Below are 25,749 nucleotides of genomic sequence, written 5' to 3' on the forward strand. Positions count from 1 at the left end.
ATCTCACGTCGTGGGCAGGGGCCCCTGGGCGTCCGCGTGGCCCATCCGGTCGCCGACCAGCGGCCCGAGGTAGCGGATCAGGACATGCTTCAGCTCCCGCACGTACGCCTCGCGCTCGGCGCCCTCGTGGGCGAGGACCAGTTCCAGGCCCGTCTTGTACAGGCCCAGGCACATCTGCGCGGTGCGGTTGAGTTCGGCCGGGTCCGTGCCGGGCAGCAGCGAGGAGAGCAGGGCCTCGACACGCGCCAGCAGGGTCGCGTGCAGGGCGTCGTGCTCCTCCGCCATCCGGCCGGGGACGTCCGGGCCGTGCATCAGCGTGAAGAACACCGGATGCGCGCAGTTGAACGCGATGAACCGGTCCACGGCCGCGGTGACCGCCTCCTCCAGGGAGGTCGTGGGGTCGACCGGGGCGAGCGCCTCGCCGTACGTCTCGCGCATCTGCCGCATGAGGCGCCCGCCCAGCTCGATGGCGATCGCCTCCTTGTTCGGGAAGAACTGGTACAGGGTGCCCGGCGAGACGCCGGCCTCGCGGGCGATGGCGTTGGTGCTGGCCGCCGCGTAGCCGGTGGTCGCGAAGACGGCGGCCGCGGCCTCCAGCAGCTGGGCGATACGGCGCTCACCGCGGGCCTGGCGGCGGCGCGGCTGCTCCTTCTCCTGGCTGTCCCGGCTGTCCCGGCTGTCCCGGCTGTCCCGGCCGTCGCGGACCTCCTGGCCGTCCTTCTCCCTGTTGGCGGACACGCGTCATCCCCAGCTTTCCGAACGCGATTGACAAACGCGAGTCACCGCTCGCATTCTTGTAAACGCGAGCGATCGCTCGTGTTTGCCAGTCTATGGCAGTGACGCTTCCATGCTGCCCTCCTTGCGCACAGCCGGATCAGGGTGAAGGGGACACCGCACCATGAAGGACGCCGACAGCTCACCCCGGGTCGGAGGCTGGACCCGCTTCGTGACGGCCCGGCCCCGGCTGTCCCTGCTGGTGGCCCTGGTGGTCACCGCGCTCGCCGTGCTGGCGGGCAGCGGGGTCGCCGACCGCCTGGGCAGCGGCGGCTGGGAGGACCCGGACGCCGAGTCCACCTACGCCACCCGGGCCCTGGAGCGGGCGTTCCCCGCCTCCCAGCCCAACCTGCTCCTCCTGGTGGACGCGGGCGAAGCCTCCGTCGACGACCCCCGAGTCGCCGCCGAGGCCGAGAAGCTCGCCGCCCGCCTGGCGCGCGAGAAGGGCGTCGTCGGAGTCGGCTCCTACTGGCGGGCGGGCCCCGCCTCGGCCCCCGCCCTGCGCGCCGAGGACGGGCACGAGGCGCTGATCGCCGCCCGCATCACCGGCGACGAGAAGCAGATGGGCGAGACCCTGGACCGCATCGCGCCCGAGCTGCGGGGCGCGCACGGGCCGGTGCGGGTGTCCGTCGGCGGCCCCGTCGCCGTGCGGCACGAGATGCAGACGACCATCCAGGAGGACCTGATCCGGGCCGAGGTGATCGCCCTGCCGGTCACCCTCGTGCTGCTCGTCATGGTCTTCGGCAGCGCCGTGGCGGCCCTGCTGCCCCTCGGTATCGGCATCGTCGCGATCCTCGGCACCAACGCGGTGCTGCGCGGGCTCACCGAGCTCACCGACGTGTCGGTCTTCGCCATGAACCTCACCACGGCCCTCGGTCTCGGACTCGCCGTGGACTACGCCCTGTTCATCGTCCGCCGCTTCCGCGAGGAACTGGCCGCCGGGGCGGAACCGCTGACGGCGGTCGGCACCACCCTGCGCACCGCAGGGCGCACCGTCCTGTTCTCGGCGCTCACGGTCGCCGTCTCCCTCGCCGCGATGCTGCTCTTCCCGCAGTACTTCCTGCGGTCCTTCGCCTACGCCGGCATCGCGGTGGTCCTGCTGGCCGCGGCGGCCGCGCTGATCCTGCTCCCGGCGGCCCTGATCCTGCTCGGGCACCGGGTCAACGCGCTCGACCTGCGCCGGCTCCTCCGGCGCGGACGGCCGCCGGCCGCCGAGGGCGCCGCGCTGGACCGGAGCGGCGCGTGGGCCCGTACCGCGCGGGTCGTCATGCGCCGCGCCCCCTTCTTCGCCCTCGGCACCACCGCGGTGCTGGTCCTGCTCGGGCTGCCCTTCCTGGGCGTGAAGTTCGGCACCGCCGACGACCGGCAGCTGCCGTCGAGCGCCGAGTCCCATGTCGTCCAGCAGCACATCCGCGACGGCTTCCCGGGCAGCCCCGGCGGCGGCCTGGAGGTGCTCGCCGAGGGGCGGGCCACCCCGGCCGAGTACACCGCGTACAAGGAGCGGATCTCCGCGCTGCCGCAGGTGCTCCGGGTCGACGGGCCCCTGGTGCGGGAGGAGACGGCGTACTTCACCGTGCTGCCCGAGGGTGAGGCGGTGGACGACCCGGCCCAGGCCCTCGTGGACGAACTGCGCGCCGTACCGGCGCCGTTCAACACCAAGGTGACCGGGGCGGCGGCGGTGCTCGTCGACTCCAAGGACGCCATAGCCGAGCGCCTGCCGGCGGCGGCCGCCTTCATCGCCGTCGTCACCCTGCTGCTGGTGTTCCTGCTGACCGGCAGCGTGCTGATCCCGCTCCAGGCCGTGGTGCTCAACGCGCTCAGTCTGACGGCGATGTTCGGCGCGGTGGTCTGGGTCTTCCAGGACGGGCACCTGTCCGGCCTGCTGGGCTTCACCAGCCCCGGCTCGATCGAGACGACCCTGCCGGTGCTGATGTTCTGCGTCGCCTTCGGACTCTCCATGGACTACGGCGTGTTCCTGCTGTCCCGCATCAAGGAGGAGTACGACGCGACCGGCGACCACGAACAGGCCGTCCGGCACGGGCTGCAGCGCACCGGCGGCCTGATCACCGCCGCCGCCGTGATCCTCGCGGTGGTGATGGTGGCCATCGGCACCTCCCGGGTGACCAACACCAAGATGCTGGGCCTCGGGATCGCGCTGGCGGTGCTGATGGACGCGATGATCGTCCGCAGTCTGCTCGTCCCGGCGGTCATGCGGCTCACGGGCCGGGCGACCTGGTGGGCACCGGGACCGCTGCGACGCTTCCACGAGCGCTTCGGCGTGAGCGAGTCCGACGGCCCATCGGCGGGCGAGGCGGCCGTCGAGAAGCCGGAGCTGGCGCGGGACAAGGTGACCGCACGCGGATAACGTGACGCGGGCCCGCCGGGGAGCGGGAGTCCGAGGGCCGAAGGAGTCGGGGATGCGCGCAGTGGTGTTCGAGCGGTTCGGGGAGCCGGCACGGGTGCGGGACGTGCCCGACCCGGCCCCCGCGCCGCACGGCGTGACCGTGCGGGTCGAGGCGACCGGGCTGTGCCGCAGCGACTGGCACGGCTGGCAGGGACACGACCCGGACATCGTGCTGCCGCATGTCCCGGGCCATGAGCTGGCCGGGGTGGTCGAGGCCGTCGGCGACCGGGTGACCGGCTGGCGGCCCGGCGACCGGGTCACCGTGCCGTTCGTCTGCGCCTGCGGATCGTGCGGGGCGTGCGCGGCGGGCGACCAGCAGGTGTGCGAGCGGCAGACCCAGCCCGGCTTCACCCACTGGGGCTCCTTCGCCCAGTACGTGGCCCTGGACCACGCCGACGTCAACCTGGTCGCCGTGCCCGAGGAGATGTCCTTCGCGACGGCGGCCTCCCTGGGCTGCCGGTTCGCCACCGCGTTCCGGGCGGTCGTGCGGCAGGGCCGGGTCGCGGCGGGGGAGTGGGTCGCCGTGCACGGCTGCGGTGGGGTCGGCCTGTCCGCGGTGATGATCGCGGCGGCCTCCGGCGCCCGGGTCGTCGCGGTCGACGTGTCACCGCACGCCCTGGACCTGGCACGAAAGTTCGGGGCGGCGGAGTGCCTGGACGCGTCCGGCACCCCCGACACCGCGGCGGCCGTCCGCGACCTCACCGGCGGTGGCGCGCACCTCTCCCTGGACGCCCTCGGCTCCCCGGTCACCTGCGCCGCCTCCGTCGGATCGCTGCGCCGCCGCGGCCGGCACGTCCAGGTCGGCCTGCTGCCCTCGGAGTCCGGCACGACCCCCGTCCCCATGGCCCGGGCGATCGCCCTGGAACTGGAGATCCTCGGCAGCCACGGCATGGCGGCGCACAGCTACCCGCCGATGCTGGAGCTGGTGCGGGCCGGTGTGCTGCGGCCGGATCTGCTGGTGACGTCGACGATCCCGCTGGACGGCGTGCCGGCCGCGCTGGAGGCGATGGGAGCGGCGCCGGGCGCCGGGGTGACGGTCATCGAGCCGTGGCACCGGAACCACTGAGAGGGGGGAGACCCGGGAGATCCGGGTGCCCCCGATGGGCCGCCCACTCCCGCGCGAGCAGCGCCATCAGCACCCAGTCCAACCACCGGCCGTCCCGGAAGTCGGCCTCCCGCCGCACGCCCTCCCGCACGAAACCGACCTTCTCGTAGACCCGCAGGGCACGGGCGTTGTGGCCGTACGCCTCCAGCTCGATCCGGTGCAGACCGAGCTGCTCGAAGCCGTGGCCGACGATGAGCCGGGTGGCCTCGGTGCCGAGTCCCCGCCCGCGCCCCCGCGGCCCGATGAGCGTGCGGAACGTGCAGCCGCGGGCGCGCGCGTCCCACTCGTACAGCACGACCTCGCCGACGAGTTCGCCGGTGGCCCGGTCGGTGACGGCGAGATCGAGACGGTCGGTCTGCCCGGACCGCGAGCCGTACCAGGACCGCAGCCGCTCCTCCGTCAGCCCGGCGGGCGGTTCGCCGGTGAAGCGGACGACATCGGGATCCTCGATGATCTCCGCCATGACGGCGGCGTCGTCCTCCGTGAACGGCCGCAGCACGGTCCGTTCGCCGGTCAGGACGGGTTTGACGGAGAAATCACTCATGGACACGACTGTGCCCCACGGGTCAGGTGGGGCACAGGTGGTTTTCCGGGGGTCAGTCCGGCCTCAGGCCCCGGTTGCGGGGCCGTGACGCCACCCAGGCGCGGACGGTGTCGGCGTACCAGAAGGGCTTGCCGCTCTCGACGTGGTCGGGTGGGGGCAGCAGTCCGTGTTTGCGGTAGGAACGGACGGTGTCCGGCTGCACCTTGATGTGCGCCGCGATCTCCTTGTACGACCACAGCCTTCGGTCGGTCATCGGTGGCACCTCCTCGCGCGCGCCGCGGTGGCGACCGGGGGCCGGTCGTCGGGGGGACCGGGCGCTGCGCCTGGCGTTCACAAGCGTGTGTCCGGTCAACGACGCTCCGTGACGACGGGCAGGGCCTGTGCGCCGGGTGTGACGCGGGTCCCGCGCACTTGCGACATGAGTGACACGGAGGTGGTGTTTGTGACAGGCGTGCAGCAAAGGCGCACGCGGGCGCACCGGCGCGGCGTGTTGACACCCCGGACGTTCCCCTGTGCCTCGCCAACCCGCGTCCTCGGCGCCCTCGTTCGAATGTCTGGACAAAACATTGACATGCTCCCCGGGGAGGGCTACAAAGCCGTGGAGGGCCGCCTCGCTGCCGGCCCGCGACTCGTGACGAGGGAGACCGAGGGCACCGATGGCGTACGACGTGATCACCATGGGCCGGATCGGGGTGGACCTCTACCCGCTGCAGACGGGGGTCCCGCTGCCGCAGGTCACGTCCTTCGGCAAGTTCCTCGGCGGCTCGGCGGCCAACGTCGCGGTCGCCGCCGCCCGCCTCGGCCGCCGGACCGCCGTGATCACCCGCACCGGCGACGACCCCTTCGGCACCTACCTCCACCAGGCCCTCCAGGGCTTCGGCGTCGACGACCGCTGGGTCACCGCGGTCCCCGGACTGCCCACCCCCGTCACGTTCTGCGAGGTCTTCCCGCCGGACGACTTCCCGCTGTACTTCTACCGGCAGCCCAAGGCCCCCGACCTGGAGATCGACGCCCATGAGCTCGACCTCGACGCCATCCGCGACGCACGCGTCTTCTGGGTCACCGGCACCGGCCTGAGCGAGGAGCCCAGCCGGACGGCGACGCTCGCGGCCCTCGCCCACCGCGCCAAGGCCGGCGTCACGGTCCTCGACCTCGACTGGCGCCCCATGTTCTGGAAGGACCCCGATGCGGCCCGCCCGTTCTACGCCGAGGCGCTGAAGCACGCCACCGTCGCCGTCGGCAACCTCGACGAGGTGGAGGTGGCGACCGGCGTCCGCGAACCCGACGCCGCCGCCCGCGCGTTGCTGGACGCCGGAGTCGAGGTCGCCGTCGTCAAGCAGGGCCCCAAGGGTGTCCTCGCCGTCGACCGGGACGGCGGCCGGGCCGAGGTGCCGCCGCTCCCCGTGACGGTCCTCAACGGCCTCGGCGCCGGTGACGCGTTCGGCGGTTCCCTCTGCCACGGCCTGCTGGAGGGCTGGGACCTGGAGACGGTCATGCGGCACGCCAACGCGGCCGGCGCCATCGTCGCCTCCCGCCTGGAATGCTCCTCCGCCATGCCGGCACTCGGCGAGATCGAGGCCGCGCTCGCCGCGGGGGCCGTCCGGTGAGCGTCGACGTCGCCGCGCTCGTCCGGCCGCACGCCCGGCACCCGCGGGCCGTCGCCGGGGCGGCGGCCCGCCGGACCCGCCGGCCCCTGCCCGGCGCCGCGGGCCGGCTGCGTGGCCGCAGCCGTGGACACCGCCCCGGGGCTGCTGTGAGCCCGCCATGACGACGGGCCGGACGCCCGGCCGCGCAGGCGCGTGGACCGTCCGGCCCGGCACGCCGCCGGCCCGCCCCTCGCGGCGCCGGCGCACCGAACGCCTCCGGCGCGGCAGGCCGCTTTGCTTTGGCAGGAGCGAAGAGCGAGCGATGACTCCCCGCCCGCTACGGCCCCGCGCCGGAGGTGCCCGACCCGCACCATGGAGTCGTGGGGAGGACGCGGCCGTACGGAAGGAACGACGGGCGCCCCGCTCCCCGTCGGCCTGGCCGGCGCCGCCGGCCCCGGTGTGCGGGTGCTGCGCGCGCGGACCGTACGGGACCTGCGGGAGGCGCCCGCCGAGGCCCGCGTCGCCGACACTCCCACATGTGTCTACGTCGAGACCGAAACGGCCGACACTGTGTCGGGCCCGCCGCCCGCGCGGGCCTGGTGGGATGTACCTGTGGCCGAGACCGCGACCGGAGCGTCGGCGGTGAAGGCCCGAGAGCTGTACGAACGGCACGTGTCCTCCCGACGCCGCCATCTGTGAAGGAGTAACCGGGCATGACGAAGATCGTCAACCACTGGATCGGCGGGAAGTCCGCCGAAGGCGCCTCGGGCACGTTCGGGCCGGTCACCGACCCGGCGACCGGCGCGGTCACCACGAAGGTCGCCTTCGCCTCGGTCGAGGAGGTGGACGCGGCGGTCGCGGCCGCCAAGGAGGCGTTCCTGACCTGGGGCCAGTCCTCGCTGGCGCAGCGCACCTCGATCCTGTTCCGGTTCCGCGCGCTGCTGGACGCGCACCGCGACGAGATCGCCGAACTGATCACCGCCGAGCACGGCAAGGTGCACTCCGACGCCCTCGGCGAGGTGGCGCGCGGCCTGGAGATCGTGGACCTCGCGTGCGGCATCACCGTGCAGCTCAAGGGCGAGCTGTCCACGCAGGTCGCCAGCCGCGTCGACGTGTCGTCGATCCGGCAGCCGCTGGGTGTCGTCGCCGGCATCACGCCGTTCAACTTCCCGGCGATGGTCCCGATGTGGATGTTCCCCATCGCCATCGCGTGCGGCAACACCTTCGTGCTCAAGCCCAGCGAGAAGGACCCGTCGGCCTCGGTCAGGCTGGCCGAGCTGCTGGCCGAGGCCGGCCTGCCCGACGGCGTCCTCAACGTCGTCCACGGTGACAAGGTGGCCGTGGACCGGCTGCTGGAGCACCCGGACGTCAAGGCCGTCTCCTTCGTCGGTTCCACGCCGATCGCCCGCTACATCCACACCACCGCCTCCGCCAACGGCAAGCGTGTGCAAGCGCTCGGCGGTGCCAAGAACCACATGCTGGTCCTGCCGGACGCCGACCTGGACGCGGCCGCCGACGCCGCCGTGTCGGCCGCCTACGGCTCCGCCGGTGAGCGCTGCATGGCCATCTCCGCGGTGGTCGCCGTCGGCGCGATCGGCGACGAGCTGGTGGAGAAGATCCGCGAGCGCGCCGAGAAGATCAAGATCGGTCCCGGCGACGACCCGGCGTCCGAGATGGGCCCGCTGATCACGGCCGTGCACCGCGACAAGGTGGCGTCCTACGTGAAGGGCGCGGCCGACGAGGGCTGCGAGGTCGTGCTGGACGGCACCGGCTACACCGTCGACGGCTACGAGGACGGGCACTGGATCGGCATCTCGCTGCTCGACAAGGTGCCCACGTCCGCGAAGGCGTACCAGGACGAGATCTTCGGCCCCGTCCTGTGCGTGCTGCGCGCCGAGACGTACGAGGAGGCCCTGGCCCTCGTCAACGCCTCGCCGTTCGGCAACGGCACCGCGATCTTCACCCGGGACGGCGGCGCCGCCCGCCGCTTCCAGCTGGAGGTCGAGGCCGGCATGGTCGGCGTGAACGTCCCGATCCCGGTCCCGGTCGGCTACCACTCCTTCGGCGGCTGGAAGGACAGCCTCTTCGGAGACCACCACATCTACGGCAACGACGGCACGCACTTCTACACCCGCGGCAAGGTCGTCACCACCCGCTGGCCCGACCCGGCCGACGCCCCCACCGGCGTCGACCTGGGCTTCCCGCGCAACCACTGACGCCGCCCCCGGGGCCGTCCGCAATGCGGACGGCCCCGTTTTTTTGCGCGGGTCCGCTGCGGTTCCCGCACCTGCGAAAGCCGTACGGCACGGGCCTTGATGCGACGTTAACGCGCGAAATCAAGATCGCCGACAACTGATTCCGTAGTTGAACACCCATTGACGTGACGGTTTCCGTCGATGTTGCATCCCCCTCGTGACCGACACCCTCACCCCCGCCGAGGCCCCCGCCGCCGAGGCGTCGGGCAGCCCCCGGCAGCTCAAGCGCTCCATCGGCGTGGTCGGCGGCACGCTGCTCACGCTCTCCTGCGTGACCCCCGCGTCCACGCTCTTCGTGGTCGTCCCCGACCTGTTCGGCTCGCTCGGCACCGCCACGGCCCTCACCATCGCCGTCGGCTCCCTGCTGTGCGTCGCCGTCGCCTTCTGCTACGCGGAGCTCGGCACCCTCATCCCGAGCGCCGGCGGCGAGTACGCGATGGTGTCCACGCTCGCCGGACGGCTCGCGGGCTGGCTGGTCTTCGTGCTCTCCCTGCTGGTCGTCATGGTCGTACCGCCCGTGATCGCGATGGGCACCGCCGACTACCTCGCCCCGATCGCCCACCTCGACCCCGCCCTCACCGGCGCCGGCGTCATGCTGCTCGCCACCCTCGCCGGCCTGCTCGACCTGCGCGCCAACGCCTGGATCACCGGCGTCTTCCTGGTCCTGGAGGTCATCGCGGCGGCCGTCGTGGCCGTTCTGGGCTTCGCCCACGCCGAGCGCGGCCCCGCCGGCCTGGCCTCCCTGGAGGTGGCCGGCGCGGACGGCGGCACCAACACGGTGACGGCGCTGCTGGTCGTCTCCGGGCTCGCCATCGCCCTGTTCATCACCCAGGGCTTCTCGACCGCCGTCTACCTCTCCGAGGAGCTGGAGAACCCGCGCCGCAACGTCGCCCGCACGGTCCTGGCCACCCTCGCCATCTCCACCGTCATCATCCTGGTGCCGGTCGTCGCCATCACCCTGGGCGCCTCGGACGTCGCCGAACTGACCGGTGGCGACATCTCGGCCATGGTCACCGCCTGGTCGAACTCCGCCGTCGGCACCTTCGTCAGCCTCTGCGTGGCGCTGGCCATCGTCAACGCGGGCATCGTCATGGTCATCCAGAACTCCCGCGTGCTGTTCGCCTCGGCCCGCGACAAGGCGTGGCCCCAGCCGGTCAACGAGGGCCTCGCCCGCCTCGGCCGCTTCGGCTCGCCGTGGGTCGCCACCCTCGCCGTCGGTGTGCCCGGCGCCGCCCTGTGCTTCGTCAACCTCGACACCCTGTACGGCGTCACGGGCGTCTCGGTCACCGGGATGTACCTGCTCGTCGCCGTCGCCGCCCTGCTCGCCCGGCGCGGGCGGCACCGCCACACCTCCGCCTGGCGGATGCCGCTGTGGCCCGCGATGCCGGTCGTGCTGATCGTGGTCCTCGGCTACATCCTCACCCAGCAGGAACCCGTCCATCTGGCGTGGACCGGCGGCATCACCGCCGTCGCCACCCTCTACTGGGCGCTGTACCTGCGCCCGCGCCGCACCACCCGCTGGCTGGTGACCCTGCCGGACGACGCCCGCGACTGACTGACCGGCGTACCGCGGCTGGTGTACGCGGACGGCACCGCGTACATCCACAGGAGGTGACGGAGTTCGGTCCCTGGTCGGCAACTGACCGACAGCTTCGACCCGTACCGTTGACGCATGGATCTTCGACTGCCCCGACGGGGCGCACTGCGCGGGCCGCGGCGGCTGCTGGCCGCCGCGGCCGCCGTCGTGGTGCTGGCCGGCGCCGGGACCTGGACCGCGGTCGCCTCCGGCGGCGACGCCCCGCCGGTGCGGCGCGCCGACCGGGTCATGGCGATGGACGGCGGAGTGCGCGTCGACACCTCGTACTTCACCGCGCCGGGCGGCGGGCGGCGCCCCGCGGTCCTCCTCGGGCACGGCTTCGGCGGCAGCAAGGACGACGTACGGCAGCAGGCCGAGGAGCTCGCGCGGGACGGGTACGCCGTCCTCACCTGGTCCGCCCGCGGCTTCGGCAGGTCGACCGGTGAGATCGGCCTGAACGACCCGAAGGGCGAGGTCGCCGACGTCTCCCGGTTGCTGGACTGGCTCGCCCGGCAGCCCGAGGTCCGGCTCGACAAGGCCGGCGACCCGCGCGTCGGCATGGCGGGCGGCTCCTACGGCGGCGCGATCGCGCTGCTGGCCGCCGGACACGACGACCGCGTGGACGCCATCGCCCCGGCCATCACCTACTGGAACCTCGCCGACGCCCTCTTCCCCAACGGGGTCTTCAAGAAGCTGTGGGCCGGCATCTTCATCAACTCCGGCGGCGGCTGCGCCAAGTTCGAGCCCACGCTCTGCGCGATGTACGAGCGGGTCGCCGAGTCCGGCGTCCCCGACGCCAAGGCCCGCGCCCTGCTGGAGGAACGCTCCCCGTCCGCCGTCGGCGACCGTGTCAAGGTGCCCACCCTGCTGTTCCAGGGCCAGTCCGACTCCCTTTTCCCGCTCGGCCAGGCCGACCGGGCGGCCCGCGCGATCCGGGCCAACGGCGCCCCCGTGGACGTCGACTGGATCGCCGGCGGGCACGACGGCGGCGACCTGGAGGCGTCCCGCGTCCAGGCCCGCACCGCCGCCTGGTTCGACCGCTACCTCAAGGGCGACAAGAGCGCCGACACCGGCCCCGCCTTCCGGGTCACCCGCACCGGGGGCATCGACTCCACCGACGGCGAGGCCCAGCTGCGGGGCGCGAGCGCCGGCTCCTACCCCGGACTGGCCGCCGGCGTGCGGCCCGTGCCGCTCACCGGGGGCGAGCAGTCCGTCGCCAACCCGGCCGGCGCCAGCCCGCCCGCCGTCTCCGCCCTGCCCGGCCTCGGCGGCTCCGGCGGTCTCGCCCAGCTGTCGTCGCTCGGCGTCGGGGTCTCGCTGGACTTCCCCGGCCAGTTCGCCCGCTTCGAGTCCGCGCCCGTCGCGGACAACCTCCACATCACCGGCTCCCCGACGGCCACCGTGCGCGTGCGCTCCAGCGGCGGCGACGCCGTCCTGTTCGCCAAGGTCTACGACGTCGGCCCCGACGGACGGCAGCAGGTCCTGCCATCCCAGCTGGTCACCCCGCTGCGGGTCACGGACGCCAAGTCCGGCAAGGACGTGCGGATCACCCTCCCGGCCATCGACCACGACGTGGAGAAGGGCCACCGGCTGCGCCTGGTGCTGTCCTCCACGGACCTCGGCTACGCCTCCCCGGCCGCCCCGGCCACGTACGCGGTCGCCCTGAAGAGCGAGCTGTCCGTCCCGACGGCCCCCGGCGTCACCAGCGCCGCCGCCCCCCTGCCGTCCTGGGTGTGGTGGCTGCCCGCCACCGGCGCCCTGATCGCCCTGGCCCTGCTGCTGACCGCCCGCCGCCGCACCGCGGCCCCCGCGCCCGACCCGGAGCTGGCCGAGGTCCCGCTCCAGATCAGCGGACTGAGCAAGCGGTACGCCCGCGCGCAGGACCGGTACGCGGTGCGGGAGCTGTCGTTCCGGGTGGAGAAGGGCCAGGTGCTCGGCCTCCTCGGCCCGAACGGCGCCGGCAAGACGACGACCCTGCGCATGCTGATGGGCCTGATCAAGCCGGACGCCGGGGAGATCCGGGTCTTCGGGCACGCCATCCGCCCCGGCGCCCCGGTCCTGTCCCGGGTCGGCGCGTTCGTGGAGGGCGCCGGCTTCCTGCCGCACCTGTCGGGCCGGGAGAACCTGGAGCTGTACTGGAAGGCCACCGGCCGCCCGCCCGGGGACGCCCACCTGGACGAGGCCCTGGAGATCGCCGGGCTCGGCGACGCCCTGGCCCGCGCGGTGCGCACCTACTCCCAGGGCATGCGCCAGCGCCTGGCCATCGCCCAGGCCATGCTCGGCCTGCCGGACCTGCTCATCCTCGACGAGCCGACCAACGGCCTCGACCCGCCGCAGATCCGCGAGATGCGCGAGGTGATGATCCGGTACGCGGCCGCCGGCCGCACGGTGATCGTCTCCAGCCATCTCCTCGCGGAGGTGGAGCAGTCCTGCACCCATCTCGTGGTCATGGACCGCGGCCGGCTCGTGCAGGCGGGCCCGGTCGCCGAGATCGTGGGCTCCGGCGACACCCTCCTCGTCGGCACGGCCACGGCCGTCGACACACCCGCCGCCGAGAAGGTCGCCGCGCTGCCGGGTGTGGTCTCGGCCGTCCCCACCGACGAGGGGCTCCTGGTCCGGCTCGACGCCGACGGCAGTGCCGAGCACCTCGTCGCCGAACTCGTCCGGCTGGAGGTGCCCGTCCGGTCGGTCGGCCCGCACCGCCGCCTGGAGGACGCCTTCCTCACCCTGATCGGAGGTTCCGCATGAGCACGCTCACCGAGCGCACCGAGGTCGCCTCCGGTTACCGGGCGGGCCGCACCCTGCCCCTGCGGGTCGAACTGCTCCGCCAGCTCAAGCGGCGCCGGACGCTGGTCATGTTCGGCATCCTCGCCGTGCTGCCGTTCGTACTGGTCGCCGCGTTCGCGATCGGCGGCGAACCGGACGGGCGGGGCGACCGCATCACCCTGATGGACACGGCCACGGCCTCCGGCGCCAACTTCGCCGCGGTCAACCTCTTCGTCTCCGCGGGCTTCCTGCTCGTGATCCCGGTCGCTCTGTTCTGCGGGGACACCGTCGCCTCGGAGGCCGGCTGGTCCTCCCTGCGCTATCTCCTCGCCGCCCCCGTGCCCAGGGCCCGGCTGCTGTGGTCCAAGCTCGTGGTCGGCCTCGGCCTGAGCCTGGCCGCGATGGTGCTGCTGCCGGTGGTCGCGCTGGCCGTGGGCACGGCCGCGTACGGCTGGGGTCCGCTGCAGATCCCCACCGGGGGCTCGCTCGCCACGGGCACGGCGGCGCAGCGTCTGCTGGTCGTCGTGGCGTACCTCTTCGTGTCCCAACTGGTCACCGCCGGGCTGGCGTTCTGGCTGTCGACGCGGACGGACGCCCCGCTGGGCGCGGTCGGTGGCGCGGTCGGTCTCACCATCGTCGGCAACGTCCTGGACGCCGTCACGGCCCTCGGCGACTGGCGGCACTTCCTGCCCGCGCACTGGCAGTTCGCCTGGGCGGACGCCGTCCAGCCGCACCCGGAGTGGTCCGGCATGATCCAGGGCACGGCGGTCTCCGTGACGTACGCCCTGATCCTGTTCGCGCTGGCCTTCCGGCACTTCACGCGCAAGGACATCGTGTCGTAGGCACTTGGCGGGTCAACTGCCTTTGGTACTCGGCAGGTCGACGGAGGGTCACCCACCGGTCTCGGCGGGGCCTCACCGTGCCCTCTTCGAGACCCATCCGCAACGCACCATGGCGCACGTTCCGGCCCCCTGGCCCGTCACAGTCGCAGAAGTCGACGTCAACGGAAGCAGGGGGCACGGACGATGGAGCGACACCGCGCACGACGGCTGAGGGGTGCGCTGCTCGCGCTCACGGCGGGCGGCCTGCTGCTCAGCGGGTGCAGCGCGCAGGACGGCGGTCACTCGTCGGCGGACCGGAGCGTCACGGACGACCGCTTCCCGGTGGAACCCGGCGAAGGCTCGGTCGGGCAGAAGAACGGCGACGACGGCAGCCGCGAGTTCGCGCCCGAGCCCGACCTCGTCTCCACCTTCGCCCTGGACGTGGACACCGCCTCCTACGGCTACGCCCGCCGCACGCTCGCCGAGGGACGGCTGCCCGACCCCGGGACGGTCCGCCCCGAGGAGTTCGTCAACAGCTTCCGCCAGGACTACGACCGCCCGGACGGCAACGGGTTCACCGTCACCGTGGACGGCGCCCGCACCGCGCGCGAGGACTGGTCCCTGGTGCGGGTGGGGCTGGCGACCCGGCCCGCCGCGGACGCCGGGCGGCGCCCGCCCGCCGCCCTCACCTTCGTCGTCGACATCTCCGGCTCCATGGCCGAACCGGGCCGTCTGGACCTCGCGAAGGACTCCCTCGGCGTGATGACGGACCGGCTGCGCGACGACGACTCGGTCGCCCTGGTCACCTTCAGCGACGAGGCCGAGCGGGTGCTGCGGCCGACCCGCGTCGGCGGGCACCGGGACGAGATCCACGACGCCATAGACCGCCTGGAACCCACCGACTCCACCAATCTCGGCGCCGGCGTGGAGACCGGGTACGAGACGGCCGAGGACGGCCTGCGCAAGGGCGCCACCAACCGGGTCGTCCTGGTCTCCGACGCGCTCGCCAACACCGGCGACACCGACGCGGACACCATCCTGGAACGCGTCTCCTCCGAGCGCCGCGAGCACGGCATCACCCTCTTCGGAGTGGGCGTCGGCAGCGACTACGGCGACGCCCTGATGGAACGCCTCGCCGACAGGGGCGACGGCCACACCGTGTACGTCTCCGGGGAGCGCGAGGCGCACCAGGTCTTCAGCCAGGACCTGCCCCGCAACGTCGATCTGACCGCACGCGACGCCAAGGCCCAGGTCGTCTTCGACCCGGAGACGGTCAGGGAGTTCCGGCTGATCGGCTACGACGACCGGCAGGTCGCCGACGAGGACTTCCGCGACGACCGCGTCGACGGCGGCGAGGTCGGCCCCGGCCACACGGTCACCGCCCTGTACGCCGTGCGCACCGCACCGGACGCCGAGGGCCACCTGGCCACGGCGGGCGTCCGCTGGCTCGACCCGCGCACCCGCGCCCCGCACGAGGAGTCCGGCGGCATCGAGACGGGCGCCCTGGAGGACTCGGTGTGGAGCGCGAGCCCCCGCTTCCAGGTCACCGCCACGGCGGCCTACTTCGCGGACGCCCTGCGCGCGGGCGACGACCGTCCGGGTTCGCTGCCCGGACGGGTCGGCCTCGGCGAACTCGCCGAGCGCGCGGACGAGTTGGGCTCGGTCACGGAGGACCAGGACGTGGCCCGGCTCGCCGACGCGATCCGGCGGGCGAGCCGTCTCACCGGCCGGGACTGAGGGTGCCGGACCCATTGACCTTTACTTACGCCTGAGTAAGTTTACTCTCCGGTAAGTACGACGGGCACCGGGAGCCGACATGGGCGTACGCAAGGACCTGAAGCGGGCCGCACACCGCACCGAACTGCTGGAACGCACCGAGGTCGAGGTCGTCAAGGACGCCGGGGGAGTGGTGCGCGAGGCCCGCACCCCGGCCCTCGCGTCCCGCCCCACCACCGGCAGCACCGCCGACCTGCCCTACACCAACGCGGCCGAGGCGCCCGACGCCGTGGTCCTGCGCCGCCACACCGGCGACGGCTGGCGGCCGGTGACCGCGGCGGAGTTCGCCCGTGAGGTCACCGCCGTGGCCAAGGGGCTGATCGCCGCCGGCCTGGAGCCCGGCGGCCGGGTCGCCGTGATGTCCCGCACCCGCTACGAGTGGACCGTGCTGGACTTCGCCATCTGGGCGGCGGGCGGCCGGACCGTCCCCGTCTACGCCACCTCCTCCGCGGACCAGGTGGAGTGGATCGTCCGCGACTCCGGGGCCCGGCACGTCGTCACCGAGACGGCGCAGAACACGGCCACGGTGACGGCGGGCACCGAGGCGCACGAACAGCCCCCGCACGTCTGGGAACTGGACGACGACGCCCTCGGCGCGCTCACCGCCCTCGGCCGCCACCTGCCCGACGAGGAGATCGCCGAACGCCGCGCCGCCCTGACCCCCGACACGGTCGCGACGATCTGCTACACCTCCGGCACCACCGGCCTGCCCAAGGGCTGCGTCCTCACCCACGGCAACCTGCACGCCGAGGCCGCCAACACCGTCGAACTGCTGCACCCCGTCTTCCAGGCCGTCACCGGACAGACCGCCTCGACCCTGCTCTTCCTCCCGCTCGCCCACATCCTCGGCCGCACCATCCAGATCGCCTGCCTGATGGGCCGTATCGAGATCGGCCACTGGCCCAGCATCAAGCCCGACGAACTGCGGCCCGCCCTGCGGGAGTTCCGGCCCACCTTCCTCGTCGGTGTGCCGTACCTCTTCGAGAAGATCCACGACACCGGCCGGGCCACCGCCGAGAAGCTGGGCCGCGGCGCCTCCTTCGACCGCGCCGACCGCGTGGCCGTCCGGTTCGCCGAGGCCCACCTCGACCACTTCCTCGGCACCGGCAAGGGCCCCGGCATCGGACTCCGGGCCGCCTGGGCCCTGTACGACCTGCTGGTCTACCGCCGGGTCCGCAAGGAGCTCGGCGGCCGCCTGCGCTACGCCATCAGCGGCGGCTCCCCGCTCGACCGCAACCTCAACCTGTTCTTCTACGCCGCCGGCATCCTCGTCTACGAGGGCTACGGCCTCACCGAGACCACCGCCGCCGCCACCGTCGTCCCGCCGCTCAGGCCCCGCCCCGGCACCGTCGGCCGGCCCGTCCCCGGCACGGCCGTCCGCATCGCCGACGACGGCGAGGTGCTCATCAAGGGCGGCATCGTCTTCGGCGCGTACCGCAACGACCCGGCCGCCACCGACGCCGTGCTGCGCGACGGATGGTTCGCCACCGGCGACCTCGGCGCCCTCGACGAGGACGGCTACCTCACCATCACCGGCCGCAAGAAGGACATCCTCGTCACCTCCGGCGGCAAGAACGTCTCCCCGGCCGTCCTGGAGGACCGGCTGCGCAGCCGCCCGCCCGTCGGACAGTGCCTCGTCGTCGGCGACGGCCGCCCCTTCGTCGGCGCCCTGATCACCCTCGAACCGGACGCGGTGGCGCACTGGCTCGCCGTACGGGGGCTGCCCGCCGCCACCCCGATGTCCGAGGTCGTCCGGAACCCCCGGATGCGCGCCTACGTCCAGAAGGCCGTCGACTACGCCAACGAGGCCGTGTCCCGCGCCGAGTCGATCCGCGCGTTCCGGCTCGTCGAGGGGGAGTGGACCGAGGAGAACGGCCTGCTCACCCCGTCGCTGAAGGTGAAGCGGCACGCCGTGACGCAGGTGTACGAGGCCGACATCGAGGCGCTGTACGGCAGCTGATGGCCCGTTCGGCCGCGCTCCGATGGCCCCGCCCCGGCGAATGTGACTTCCTGTCACCTACAGGGGAGGTGCCCCGCCGAGGAGGACGCATGGCCCGTGACCGCCGACGGTCCGCACGGAGAGGACCGGCGCTGATCACCGCCGCGGTGATCGCCGCGGCGGCCCTCACACCGGGCACGGCCCGCGCGGCGGGCGCCGCCTCCCACCCCGACCCGTCCCGCCCGGTCCCCGCGGCCGGTTCCGCACCTCCGGCCGCCCCCTCGCCGCAGCCGCCGCAGGGCGCGCACGCCCCGGCCGGGGTCCCCGCGCACGGGCCCGCGTTCGGGGCGTACCTGCACTACGGGCCCGCCGGGGTGCAGCGGATGCAGCAGCTCGGCCGCTGGCTCGGCGGCCAGGAACCCCGCGTCGGGCACACCTATCTGCCGGGCGACCTGTGGACCAACATCGAGGGCGGGCACGGCTTCCTCGACAGCTGGGCCGCCTGGCGGCGCGCCCAGTCCGACCGGATGCTCGTGCTCAACGTGCCGATGATGGAACGCAACGAGCGCAACCTCCCCGACGCGACCGTCCGGACCCTGCTGCGGCGCGCGGCGTCCGGCGCCTTCGACGAGCACTTCGAGACGCTCGCCGAACGCCTGGTCGACCTCGGAATCCCGGACACGGTCGTCGTGCTCGGCTGGGAGATGAACGGCACCACCTACACCCACCGCTGCGGCCCGGACCCGGAGAGCTGGAAGCAGTACTGGCGCCGCGTCGTCCGCGTCATGCGCGCGGTCGACGGACAGCGCTTCCGCTTCGACTTCGCCCCCAGCCGGGGCATGGACGCGATCCCCTGGCCCGAGTGCTACCCCGGCGACGACGTCGTCGACATCGTCGGCATGGACGCCTACGACCAGCCGCGCGGCCGCACCTTCGACGAACAGGTCTCCGAGCCCTACGGCCTGCAGCACCAGGTGGACTTCGCCCGCCGCCACGGCAAGCCGATCTCCTACCCGGAGTGGGGCCTGTTCCGCAACGGCGACAACATCACCTACATGCTGCGCATGCTGGCCTGGATGGACCAGCACAAGCCGCTCTACAACACCATCACCGACTACTGCCCGCACGGCGTGTGGCTGTGCTCCGACAACCCCCGCGCCTCCGCCCTGTACCGCCTCCTGCTCTCCGCCCCGCTGTACTCCCGCCCCCAGCCGGCCCCCGTCACGCCGGACGCCCTCCCGTCCCCGGCCACCCTCCCGTCCCCGGCCACCCTCCCGGCCCCGGCGGCACCCTCCGCCGCGCCGGAGCCGGCCGCCGCGGCGACACCGGCCCCGGCGCCCACCACCACGCAGGCCCCGCACTGCACCCTCCTGGACCTGGAGAAGTGGCTGGAACAGCAGATCGGCGGCCGGCTCTCCGCGTGCCTGCGGTGGGCGGAGCGCTACCGCTGAGCCGCCGGCTCGGCGTCCTTGCGCAGCGCCTCCTTGACCCGCCGCCGCGCGGCGGCCTCCGCGAGCGCGGCCCCCAGCAGCGGGGACGTGCGGCGCCGGGCCAGCAGGAACCGCTGGTTGACGACCGTCGTCGGCAGCCAGCGGTACTTGTACGGCTCCGCGCCCCGCAGCAGGCTCAGCGTGCGCAGCCCGGCGGACCCGAGGTGACCGGTCGCCCCGTGCAGCAGCATCGTCGCCACGTCCACCCGGCGCTGCCGCAGCCCCGGGTCGAAGCCGTACAGGTACATGCCGGCCAGCGCGTCCGACAGCAGCGAGATGTTGACCGCCACCACCGAGCCGTCCAGCACGAACTCCGTGGTCGCCGCCTCCCCGGAGTGGGCCAGCGGGACCGTCGCGCGGACCAGGTGCTCCATGAACCGCGGCCGCAGATGCTCGGGCGACACCTGCCGGCCCTGCCACTGCAGCCGGTGCAGCTCCAGGAGCCGGCGCAGCGCGGCCTCCGTCTCCTCGTGCGGCACGACCCGCCACTGCACCCCGAGCCGGGACAGCTGGCTGACCTTGCTGCGGATCCGCCGGGCCCGGGCCGTCGGCAGCCGCCCCACCAGTTCCTCCATGGGAAGCGCGGGCAGCTCCAGGCAGAGGGAGTCGTGCAGCCGCCGCCGCGGACCGCGCCAGCTCAGGAACACCCGCTCCATCGCACCGCCCGGCCGCACCTCGCGGAAGTCCACCAGCGCGGTGCGGGCCAGGTCGGCCAGGGCGTCCGCGAGCGCCGTCGCGGCCGGCGCGCCCGCCGACTCGTCGACCAGCACATCGCAGAAGTCGGTGATGGCACCGCCGAGCGGCACCAGCGCCGGCAGCGGGCTGTGCACCCGCATCAGCGGCGCCGCCGCCACCAGTTCGTCACCCCGGCGCACCAGGACCAGCCGGAGCCGGCCCGGCCTGCCGTACGACAGCCACCACGAGTGCAGCCAGGCGTGGCTCTGGAACGCCGTCGCCGACGGGCATGCCCGGTGCAGCCGGCCCCATGCCTCGGCCAGCCCCGCGAAGGCGTGCTCGTCGGTGCACACCTCCACGGTCAGGTTCCGTGCGGACGCGGTCATCCGCGCGTCTCCTGGGCGTCGGCGGCCCCGGCGGGACCCGGCACCGAGGCCCGGCCGAGGTCCTCCTCCGAGCCCGGCTCACCGGACCGCCGGCGCGGCCGGGCCAGCATCGCGAGACCGCCGAGCAGCCCGCCGGCGCTCGCGCCCACGAGCGCGGTCAGCCCCGGCGACGCGGACGACGGCTTGCCCGGCCGCAGCGCACGGGACAGGCTCTCCAGCCGGATACCGGTCCGGTCCTTGGCGTAACCGGCCTCGGTGACCAGCGAGCGGGACACGGCGTTGGCGATGTCGACGGCCTGCCCCGGGCTGGACGAGGTCGCCGAGACCGCGACCATCGGCGCGTCCGGCGACGTCGCCACCTCCACGCTCTCGCGCAGCGTCGACACCGGCACACCCGCCCACATCTGGGCGTCCCCGAGCACCGCGAGCTGGGTGGCGACCCGGCCGTAGGCCTGCGCGAAGCCCAGCGCGTCGGTGCAGTCGGCCTCGGTCGTGCCGTTCGGCACGGCCACCACGGAACTGGTTGCCGTGTACTGCGGGGGCTTCACCAGCCCGTACGCGCCACCGGCCAGGGCACCGGTCAGCGCCGTGGCGGGCACCAGCGCCCACACGGGCAGCCGGCCGAGCCGGGCACGGGCCCGGTGCCACAGCGGAGCGCGCTCAGCGGGGTTGTCTGTCATGAGGGACTCACTTCCAGGTTCGAGCCGGCCGAAGCGGCCGTGTACAGATCCATCAGCTGCCGCGCGGTCCGCGCGATGTCGTAGTGCCGCACCACGTCCGGGGCGCACCGGTCGCCCGTCCCGGCCGCCCGCAGCCGCAGCAGTTCCCGCGCGTACGCCCCGGGCCCGCCGACGATCCGCCGCGCGCCGGGCACCGCCCGCGCCGGCAGGTCCTCGACGGCCGGGCAGCTCGCGTAGCGCACGGGCAGCCCGGCGGCCAGCGCCTCCAGCACCGCCAGCCCGAAGGACTCCTCGGGCGACGGCGAGGCGAGCACGTCCATCGCGGACAGCAGGGCGGGCAGGTCGGGCGCGCCGTCGTGCGGGTCGGGCAGGTACGGCCGTTCACCGGTCAGCACCAGCCGGCCCGCGACGCCCAGTTCCCGGGCGGCGCGGCGCAGCGCCGCCTCCTCGGGCCCGCCGCCGACCAGCAACAGCCGTACGTCGTCGGGCAGCTGCGCCAGCGCCGCCACCAGCAGGTCGAACCGCTTGCCGGGCGCGAGACGCCCCACACCGCCGACGACGTAGGCGTCCTCGGGCAGCCCGTAGTACGCCCGCGCCTCCTTGCGGCGCACCTCGTCGTAGCCGAACCGGGGCGCGTCGATGCCGTTCGGGATGACGCGGATGCGCTGCCCCGGCACCCCCCAGCGCCGCAGCCGCTGCGCCACCGTCGGCGAGACGGCGACGGTGACCCGGCCGAGGCGCTCGCCCGCCAGGTACAGCGCCCGCACCCCGGCGCTGTGCGGGCGCCCCTCCAGGCGGGTCGCGCCGATCGAGTGCTCGGTGGCCACGACGGCCCGCACCCCGGCGAGCCGCGCGGCGAGCCGGCCGTACAGGCAGGCCCGGTACAGGTGCGTGTGCACCAGGTCGTAGCCGCCGCCCCGGATCAGCCGGGTCAGCCGCGGCACGACGTCCAGGTCCCGGTTGCCGCCCATCCCGAGGTGGGCGACCCGGACGCCGTCGGCCGCCAGACCGGCGGCGACCGGGCCGGGGTTGGTCAGGGTCACCACGTCGCAGCGCGCCGGGAGGTGCCGCAGCAGCAGCCGCAGCTGCTGTTCCGCGCCGCCGACGCCGAGACCGGTGATGACGTGCAGGACCCTCACGCCGCCTCCAGGGCGCGGCCGTACACGCGGGCCAGCCGCCGCTTCAGCTCCAGGCGCACCGAGCCGTCCGCCTGCCCCATGTGGATCCGGGGCAGCGCGAAGTCCCCGCGGCCGAGCGGACCGGGCGCGATCGCGCAGGCGTAGCGGTAACCGGCCCGGCGCACGGCGTCGACGGCCCGCTCGTCGTGGTAGCCGTACGGGTAGCAGAACCCCACCACGTCGTCGCCGACCACGGCCTCCAGCCGAAGCCGGCTCTCGGCCACCTCGCGGTGCAGCACCTCGTCCGGCGCGCGGGTCAGATCGAGATGCGTCAGCCCGTGCGAGGCGACCTCCATCCCGGCCGCCGCCGCCGTGCGCACCCCGTCCTCGTCCAGCAGCGGCTTGCGGGGGCCCGTCGGCTCCCACACGTTCGTGCCGCCGAGCAGGCCGGGCAGCACGAACACCGTCGCCGTGAAGCCGCGGCGGCGCAGCACGGGCAGCGCCTCGGTGACGAAGTCGGTGTAGCCGTCGTCGAAGGTCAGCCCGACCAGGCCGCGTTCGGTGCCCCGGTCCCGGGCCGCGAGGAGCTCGCGCACGCTCACCCCGCGCAGCCCGCGCCCGGCCAGCCAGGCGAGCTGCCGCTCCAGGCGGGCCGGGGTGACGGTCACGTTGTACGGGTCGTCGGGGCAGGTGGAGACCGAGTGGTACATGGCCACCCAGGCGGCGGAGTCCCGCCTGCGGCGGCCGCCCACGGCGGGCTGGGGCACGGGTTGGGCCACGCGCGGCGCGGCGGAGATGTCAGCGACCATGGCGGAGCTTTCGTGTGAGAGGGCTGCGGACGGAATGCGGGACGGGAAGCAGCAGGGACCGGACGCCCGCCACGTCGAGAAGCCACGCCAGCGCCACGAACACGGCGCTCGCGCAGGCGAAGCCGGCGGCGGCGGACACCGCGGGAGCGTCGGCCAGACCGGCGCCGAACAGCCCGGCCGGGGTGGCGCCCAGGGTGGCGCCCACCGGGCGGGCCAGCGCGCCGGCGACCCGGGGGACCCGCACCGGCACCGACTGCGGGCCCAGCCCGAACAGCAGGAGCAGCGCGGTCAGGGTGATGCCGGCCGCGTTGGCGGCGGCGATCCCGCGCGCCCCCCACGGCCCCACGGCCCAGGCGCTCAGCGCGATGGTGGCGACCACGCCGACGGCCATGACGGCCGGCGGGTACCAGCTGGTGCGTCCCGTCGAGAAGTACGACCGCACGAGCGCGCCCACCAGGGTGTGCCCGAGCAGCCCGAGCGCGTACACCCGCATCACGGCGGCGGTCGCGGCGGTGTCCCCGGCGGTGAACGCGCCCCGCTGGAACAGCAGCTGCACGATCGCCGGCGCGCAGGCCACCACGACGCTCGTACCGAACAGCACCAGGCAGGCCATCAGCACCAGGTCCCGCTCGACCCGGTCCCGGGCCCGCCGGACGTCGCCGTCGGCGACGGCCCGCGCCACCACCGGGAAGGTCACGACGCACACCATCATCGCCAGCGACATCGGCAACTGCGCGATTTTCTGGGCGTAGTTGAGGTGCGAGATGGCACCGGCCGGCAGCCCGGAGGCGAAGTACCGCTCGATGAGGACCTGCGACTGGCGGCCCACCGCGAACAGCAGCACCGCGCACACCAGGGCCGGCGCGAAGGCCCGCACGCCGTCACGGTCCCCGCCCGGTGCCTCCGGGACGCCGGCCTCGTCGGCCTCGCCGGGCCGCCGCGCGAGGCGCCGCCACAGCGACGGCGCCAGCGCGAGCGCCATGGCGCAGCCGCCGAGCGCGACCCCGAGCGCCGCCGCCCGCACACCCCAGCGCGCGGCGAGCACGAACATCGTCGCGATGATGACCGCGTTGTACGCGATGTAGATGGCGCCCGGCGCGAGATAGCTGCGGTGCGCGCGCAGCGCCGCGCTGCAGTACCCGGCCAGCCCGAAGCTCAGCACACAGGTCCCGGTCAGCCGGGTGCAGGCGACCGCGAGGGACGCGTCGGAGAGGCCCGGCGCGAGCACCGCGACCAGCAGCGGCGCCCCGAGCACGAGCAGCGCGGCCGCGCCGGCGAGGGCCAGGCACAGCCGCGGCAGCGAGGCCGCCACCAGGGCGCGCACCGGGTCGGGCCCGAGCGGCCCGCGCCCCCGCCGCGCCAGCGCCAGGCTGAACGCCGGCACGAGCACGAACGCCATGCCGTCCTCGATCAGCAGCGTCGACGCCATCTCCGGGACCGTCCAGGCCACCAGGAACGCGTCGGTCTCCGCCCCCGCGCCGAAGAGATGCGCGAGCGTCTGGTCCCGGCCGAGCCCGAGCACCGCCGCGGCCATCGACAGCGCGGCCGACAGCAGCGTCGCCCGCGCGAGGAAACGGCCCGAGACGGCACCGGCCGCGCGGGACACGCCGTCCGGCGCGGGACCGGCCGGGCGCGGGACACCGTCGCCCGCCGGAGAGTCCCCGGTCCCGTCCGCCGCGTCCGTGCGCTCCGCCGCGCCGGACCTCACCGGGCCCCCGCTTCCCGGGCCGCGTCCCCGGACAGCGCCCACCAGGCGGCCAGTCCGAGGCAGATCGCCGTCAGCACGGTGGAGGGCCCGCCGATGTCGGCGTACAGGAAGTTGACGAGCTGCCACAGCAGCAGCCCGCAGGCCGCCAGCGCGCAGTCCTGGACGCGGCCCGCGCCGCGCCGCAGCCGGCGCAGCGCGCACACCAGCAGCGCCAGCCAGCTGCCCGCCACCGTGACCACGCCCAGCAGCCCCTGCTCGCTCAGCAGCAGCAGGTACATGTTGTGCGGCGACAGCAGCGGCTGGCGCACGAAAGCCTGCCCGGCCCCCTCGGTGTCGCTGCCCGACGACAGCGCCAGCGAGGCGTGCCCGTCACGGTGCGCGGGGAAGCCCTTCAGACCCACACCGGTCAGCGGGTGCGCGCTCCACATGTCCGTCGCCGCCGCCCACATCGTGTACCGGTCGACGACCGACTGGTCCGGGGCGTCGGTGACCTGCGTGATGCTGGTCAGCCGCTCCTCCAGTGCCGCCGCGCCGACCCCGAACCCGCCCACCAGCACCACGGCGGCCGCGACCACGCCGGCGAACACCTTCGCCGCCCGCCGCACCCCGGCCAGCAGCAGAACCACCCCGCAGCTCACCGCCGTGGCGATCCACGCGCCCCGGCTGAACGACACCGCGAGCGGCACCAGCAGCACCGCCGCGCACCCGGCCGCCACCAGCCGCTGCCGCACCGAGCGGGTGCCGAGCGCCAGCCCGGTCGCGGCCACCACACCGAGCGCCACGACGTTCGCCATCCCCATCACGTCCGACGGCCCGAACGTCCCCACCGCCCGGACGAAGGCGCCCTGGTACGACGCCCCGGTCCCGGTCAGGTACTGCTTGACCCCGATCCCGCCCTGCCACAGCGCCAGACCGACCAGCGACCACAGCAGCAGCCGCGCCCCCCGCCGGTCGCGCACCAGCAGCGTCACCGCGACCGGGATCAGCACGAACACCTGGAGGTGGCGGGCCAGTCCGGTCAGCGCGTCCCCGGAGGTCGCGGCGCCCGTCGCGGCCAGCGCGATGCCCACCACCGGCATCCCGAGCACCAGCGCGGCGGTCCGGGTCAGCGGCCGCCGCCCGCGCACCAGCGCCTGCCCGAGGGCGCACAGCACGGCCAGCGCCGAGGCCGCGTCGGCCGGGGCGACGGAGCCGCCCGCCCGGACCGGCAGACCGAGCAGCACCACGATCGCCACCACCGGCAGCACGGGCAGGAGCGGCACGACCGGGCGAAGCCGGGGCGGCACGGGCAGCGAGGGCGTGATCGGGGACAGGACCTCGGGGGACGTCGTCATGGC

Annotated in this window: 19 protein-coding genes and 2 pseudogenes; 12 read left to right on the forward strand and 9 right to left on the reverse strand. The window is 74.3% G+C overall.

The annotated features are described in order from the left end of the window. Positions 1-3: 3 nt before the first annotated feature. Positions 4-609: a TetR family transcriptional regulator gene (locus ACFRAC_RS01450; protein WP_382919906.1), complete on the reverse strand. Its 606-nt coding sequence runs from the start codon at positions 607-609 to the stop codon at positions 4-6. Positions 610-898: 289 nt separating this feature from the next. Here ACFRAC_RS01450 and ACFRAC_RS01455 point away from each other — a divergent pair, with 289 nt between their 5' ends. Then, positions 899-3,139: an MMPL family transporter gene (locus tag ACFRAC_RS01455; protein WP_382919395.1), complete on the forward strand. Its 2,241-nt coding sequence runs from the start codon at positions 899-901 to the stop codon at positions 3,137-3,139. A 52-nt stretch (positions 3,140-3,191) separates the two neighbouring features. Next, positions 3,192-4,244, forward strand: coding sequence for a zinc-dependent alcohol dehydrogenase family protein (locus ACFRAC_RS01460; protein WP_382919396.1), 1,053 nt, complete (start codon positions 3,192-3,194; stop codon positions 4,242-4,244). On the opposite strand, the gene ACFRAC_RS01465 is transcribed toward ACFRAC_RS01460, so the two are convergent. Beyond that, positions 4,216-4,827: a GNAT family N-acetyltransferase gene (locus tag ACFRAC_RS01465; RefSeq protein ID WP_382919397.1), complete on the reverse strand. Its 612-nt coding sequence runs from the start codon at positions 4,825-4,827 to the stop codon at positions 4,216-4,218. The two genes, ACFRAC_RS01460 and ACFRAC_RS01465, sit on opposite strands and share 29 nt — an antisense overlap. A 52-nt stretch (positions 4,828-4,879) precedes the next feature. Continuing rightward, the gene (locus tag ACFRAC_RS01470) at positions 4,880-5,080 is read right to left on the reverse strand and encodes a helix-turn-helix transcriptional regulator (RefSeq protein ID WP_382919398.1); all 201 of its coding nucleotides are present in this window, start codon (positions 5,078-5,080) and stop codon (positions 4,880-4,882) included. 403 nt (positions 5,081-5,483) lie between these two features. Here ACFRAC_RS01470 and iolC point away from each other — a divergent pair, with 403 nt between their 5' ends. The 10 genes and pseudogenes from iolC to ACFRAC_RS01520 all read left to right on the forward strand — a co-directional run bounded on the left by iolC (position 5,484) and on the right by ACFRAC_RS01520 (position 18,997). Next, a complete protein-coding gene (iolC, locus tag ACFRAC_RS01475) occupies positions 5,484-6,434 on the forward strand; it encodes a 5-dehydro-2-deoxygluconokinase (RefSeq protein ID WP_382919399.1) in 951 nt (316 codons plus the stop codon). Positions 6,435-6,661: 227 nt separating this feature from the next. Then, positions 6,662-6,736 (forward strand): annotated as a pseudogene (locus ACFRAC_RS01480) (5-deoxy-glucuronate isomerase); the annotation flags it as partial. Between the two features lie 79 nt (positions 6,737-6,815). Beyond that, positions 6,816-7,112 (forward strand): annotated as a pseudogene (locus ACFRAC_RS01485) (3D-(3,5/4)-trihydroxycyclohexane-1,2-dione acylhydrolase (decyclizing)); the annotation flags it as partial. Positions 7,113-7,126: 14 nt separating this feature from the next. After that, entirely contained in the window at positions 7,127-8,629 is a 1,503-nt protein-coding gene (gene mmsA, locus ACFRAC_RS01490; protein ID WP_382919400.1) for a CoA-acylating methylmalonate-semialdehyde dehydrogenase, read from the forward strand. A 196-nt stretch (positions 8,630-8,825) separates the two neighbouring features. Next, a complete protein-coding gene (locus ACFRAC_RS01495; protein ID WP_382919401.1) occupies positions 8,826-10,223 on the forward strand; it encodes an APC family permease in 1,398 nt (465 codons plus the stop codon). A 117-nt stretch (positions 10,224-10,340) separates the two neighbouring features. Further along, complete coding sequence (locus ACFRAC_RS01500; RefSeq protein ID WP_382919403.1) at positions 10,341-12,992, forward strand: alpha/beta fold hydrolase; 2,652 nt, start codon at positions 10,341-10,343, stop codon at positions 12,990-12,992. After that, complete coding sequence (locus ACFRAC_RS01505) at positions 12,989-13,852, forward strand: ABC transporter permease (RefSeq protein WP_382919404.1); 864 nt, start codon at positions 12,989-12,991, stop codon at positions 13,850-13,852. Before ACFRAC_RS01500 ends, ACFRAC_RS01505 begins: the two co-directional genes overlap by 4 nt. A 183-nt stretch (positions 13,853-14,035) precedes the next feature. Beyond that, positions 14,036-15,568: a von Willebrand factor type A domain-containing protein gene (locus tag ACFRAC_RS01510; RefSeq protein WP_382919405.1), complete on the forward strand. Its 1,533-nt coding sequence runs from the start codon at positions 14,036-14,038 to the stop codon at positions 15,566-15,568. A 79-nt stretch (positions 15,569-15,647) separates the two neighbouring features. Further along, positions 15,648-17,567 (forward strand): AMP-dependent synthetase/ligase, encoded by a 1,920-nt coding sequence (locus ACFRAC_RS01515; protein WP_382919407.1) that lies wholly within the window; start codon positions 15,648-15,650, stop codon positions 17,565-17,567. 89 nt (positions 17,568-17,656) lie between these two features. Next, the gene (locus ACFRAC_RS01520) at positions 17,657-18,997 is read left to right on the forward strand and encodes a glycoside hydrolase family 26 protein (protein WP_382919408.1); all 1,341 of its coding nucleotides are present in this window, start codon (positions 17,657-17,659) and stop codon (positions 18,995-18,997) included. Here ACFRAC_RS01520 and ACFRAC_RS01525 read toward each other — a convergent pair. The 6 genes from ACFRAC_RS01525 to ACFRAC_RS01550 are packed head-to-tail and all read right to left on the reverse strand — an operon-like array spanning position 18,988 to position 25,746. After that, positions 18,988-20,097 carry a GNAT family N-acetyltransferase gene (locus ACFRAC_RS01525; RefSeq protein WP_382919409.1) on the reverse strand — a complete coding sequence of 370 codons (1,110 nt, stop codon included), beginning with the start codon at positions 20,095-20,097 and terminating at the stop codon, positions 18,988-18,990. The two genes, ACFRAC_RS01520 and ACFRAC_RS01525, sit on opposite strands and share 10 nt — an antisense overlap. Beyond that, positions 20,094-20,777 carry a lipopolysaccharide biosynthesis protein gene (locus tag ACFRAC_RS01530; protein ID WP_382919410.1) on the reverse strand — a complete coding sequence of 228 codons (684 nt, stop codon included), beginning with the start codon at positions 20,775-20,777 and terminating at the stop codon, positions 20,094-20,096. Before ACFRAC_RS01530 ends, ACFRAC_RS01525 begins: the two co-directional genes overlap by 4 nt. Further along, entirely contained in the window at positions 20,774-21,916 is a 1,143-nt protein-coding gene (locus ACFRAC_RS01535) for a glycosyltransferase (RefSeq protein WP_382919412.1), read from the reverse strand. Before ACFRAC_RS01535 ends, ACFRAC_RS01530 begins: the two co-directional genes overlap by 4 nt. Beyond that, a complete protein-coding gene (locus ACFRAC_RS01540; protein ID WP_382919414.1) occupies positions 21,913-22,704 on the reverse strand; it encodes a polysaccharide deacetylase family protein in 792 nt (263 codons plus the stop codon). The genes ACFRAC_RS01535 and ACFRAC_RS01540 overlap by 4 nt, the downstream gene beginning before the upstream one ends. Beyond that, a complete protein-coding gene (locus ACFRAC_RS01545) occupies positions 22,694-24,412 on the reverse strand; it encodes a lipid II flippase MurJ (protein WP_382919415.1) in 1,719 nt (572 codons plus the stop codon). The genes ACFRAC_RS01540 and ACFRAC_RS01545 overlap by 11 nt, the downstream gene beginning before the upstream one ends. After that, positions 24,409-25,746, reverse strand: a complete 1,338-nt coding sequence (locus ACFRAC_RS01550; protein ID WP_382919417.1) for an O-antigen ligase family protein — start codon at positions 25,744-25,746, stop codon at positions 24,409-24,411. The genes ACFRAC_RS01545 and ACFRAC_RS01550 overlap by 4 nt, the downstream gene beginning before the upstream one ends. Positions 25,747-25,749: the final 3 nt, after the last annotated feature.

It is taken from the genome of Streptomyces sp. NPDC056628 (assembly GCF_042792555.1).
In the GTDB taxonomy this organism is placed as follows: Bacteria; Actinomycetota; Actinomycetes; order Streptomycetales; family Streptomycetaceae; genus Streptomyces.

Excerpts from the sequence above, each read along its gene's own strand:
- ACFRAC_RS01455 (WP_382919395.1), top strand. The coding sequence starts at position 899 with ATGAAGGACGCCGACAGCTCACCCCGGGTCGGAGGCTGGACCCGCTTC.
- ACFRAC_RS01460 (WP_382919396.1), top strand. The coding sequence starts at position 3,192 with ATGCGCGCAGTGGTGTTCGAGCGGTTCGGGGAGCCGGCACGGGTGCGG.
- ACFRAC_RS01465 (WP_382919397.1), bottom strand. The coding sequence starts at position 4,827 with ATGAGTGATTTCTCCGTCAAACCCGTCCTGACCGGCGAACGGACCGTG.
- ACFRAC_RS01470 (WP_382919398.1), bottom strand. The coding sequence starts at position 5,080 with ATGACCGACCGAAGGCTGTGGTCGTACAAGGAGATCGCGGCGCACATC.
- iolC (WP_382919399.1), top strand. The coding sequence starts at position 5,484 with ATGGCGTACGACGTGATCACCATGGGCCGGATCGGGGTGGACCTCTAC.
- mmsA (WP_382919400.1), top strand. The coding sequence starts at position 7,127 with ATGACGAAGATCGTCAACCACTGGATCGGCGGGAAGTCCGCCGAAGGC.
- ACFRAC_RS01500 (WP_382919403.1), top strand. The coding sequence starts at position 10,341 with ATGGATCTTCGACTGCCCCGACGGGGCGCACTGCGCGGGCCGCGGCGG.
- ACFRAC_RS01505 (WP_382919404.1), top strand. The coding sequence starts at position 12,989 with ATGAGCACGCTCACCGAGCGCACCGAGGTCGCCTCCGGTTACCGGGCG.
- ACFRAC_RS01510 (WP_382919405.1), top strand. The coding sequence starts at position 14,036 with ATGGAGCGACACCGCGCACGACGGCTGAGGGGTGCGCTGCTCGCGCTC.
- ACFRAC_RS01515 (WP_382919407.1), top strand. The coding sequence starts at position 15,648 with ATGGGCGTACGCAAGGACCTGAAGCGGGCCGCACACCGCACCGAACTG.
- ACFRAC_RS01520 (WP_382919408.1), top strand. The coding sequence starts at position 17,657 with ATGGCCCGTGACCGCCGACGGTCCGCACGGAGAGGACCGGCGCTGATC.
- ACFRAC_RS01525 (WP_382919409.1), bottom strand. The coding sequence starts at position 20,097 with ATGACCGCGTCCGCACGGAACCTGACCGTGGAGGTGTGCACCGACGAG.
- ACFRAC_RS01530 (WP_382919410.1), bottom strand. The coding sequence starts at position 20,777 with ATGACAGACAACCCCGCTGAGCGCGCTCCGCTGTGGCACCGGGCCCGT.
- ACFRAC_RS01540 (WP_382919414.1), bottom strand. The coding sequence starts at position 22,704 with ATGGTCGCTGACATCTCCGCCGCGCCGCGCGTGGCCCAACCCGTGCCC.
- ACFRAC_RS01550 (WP_382919417.1), bottom strand. The coding sequence starts at position 25,746 with ATGACGACGTCCCCCGAGGTCCTGTCCCCGATCACGCCCTCGCTGCCC.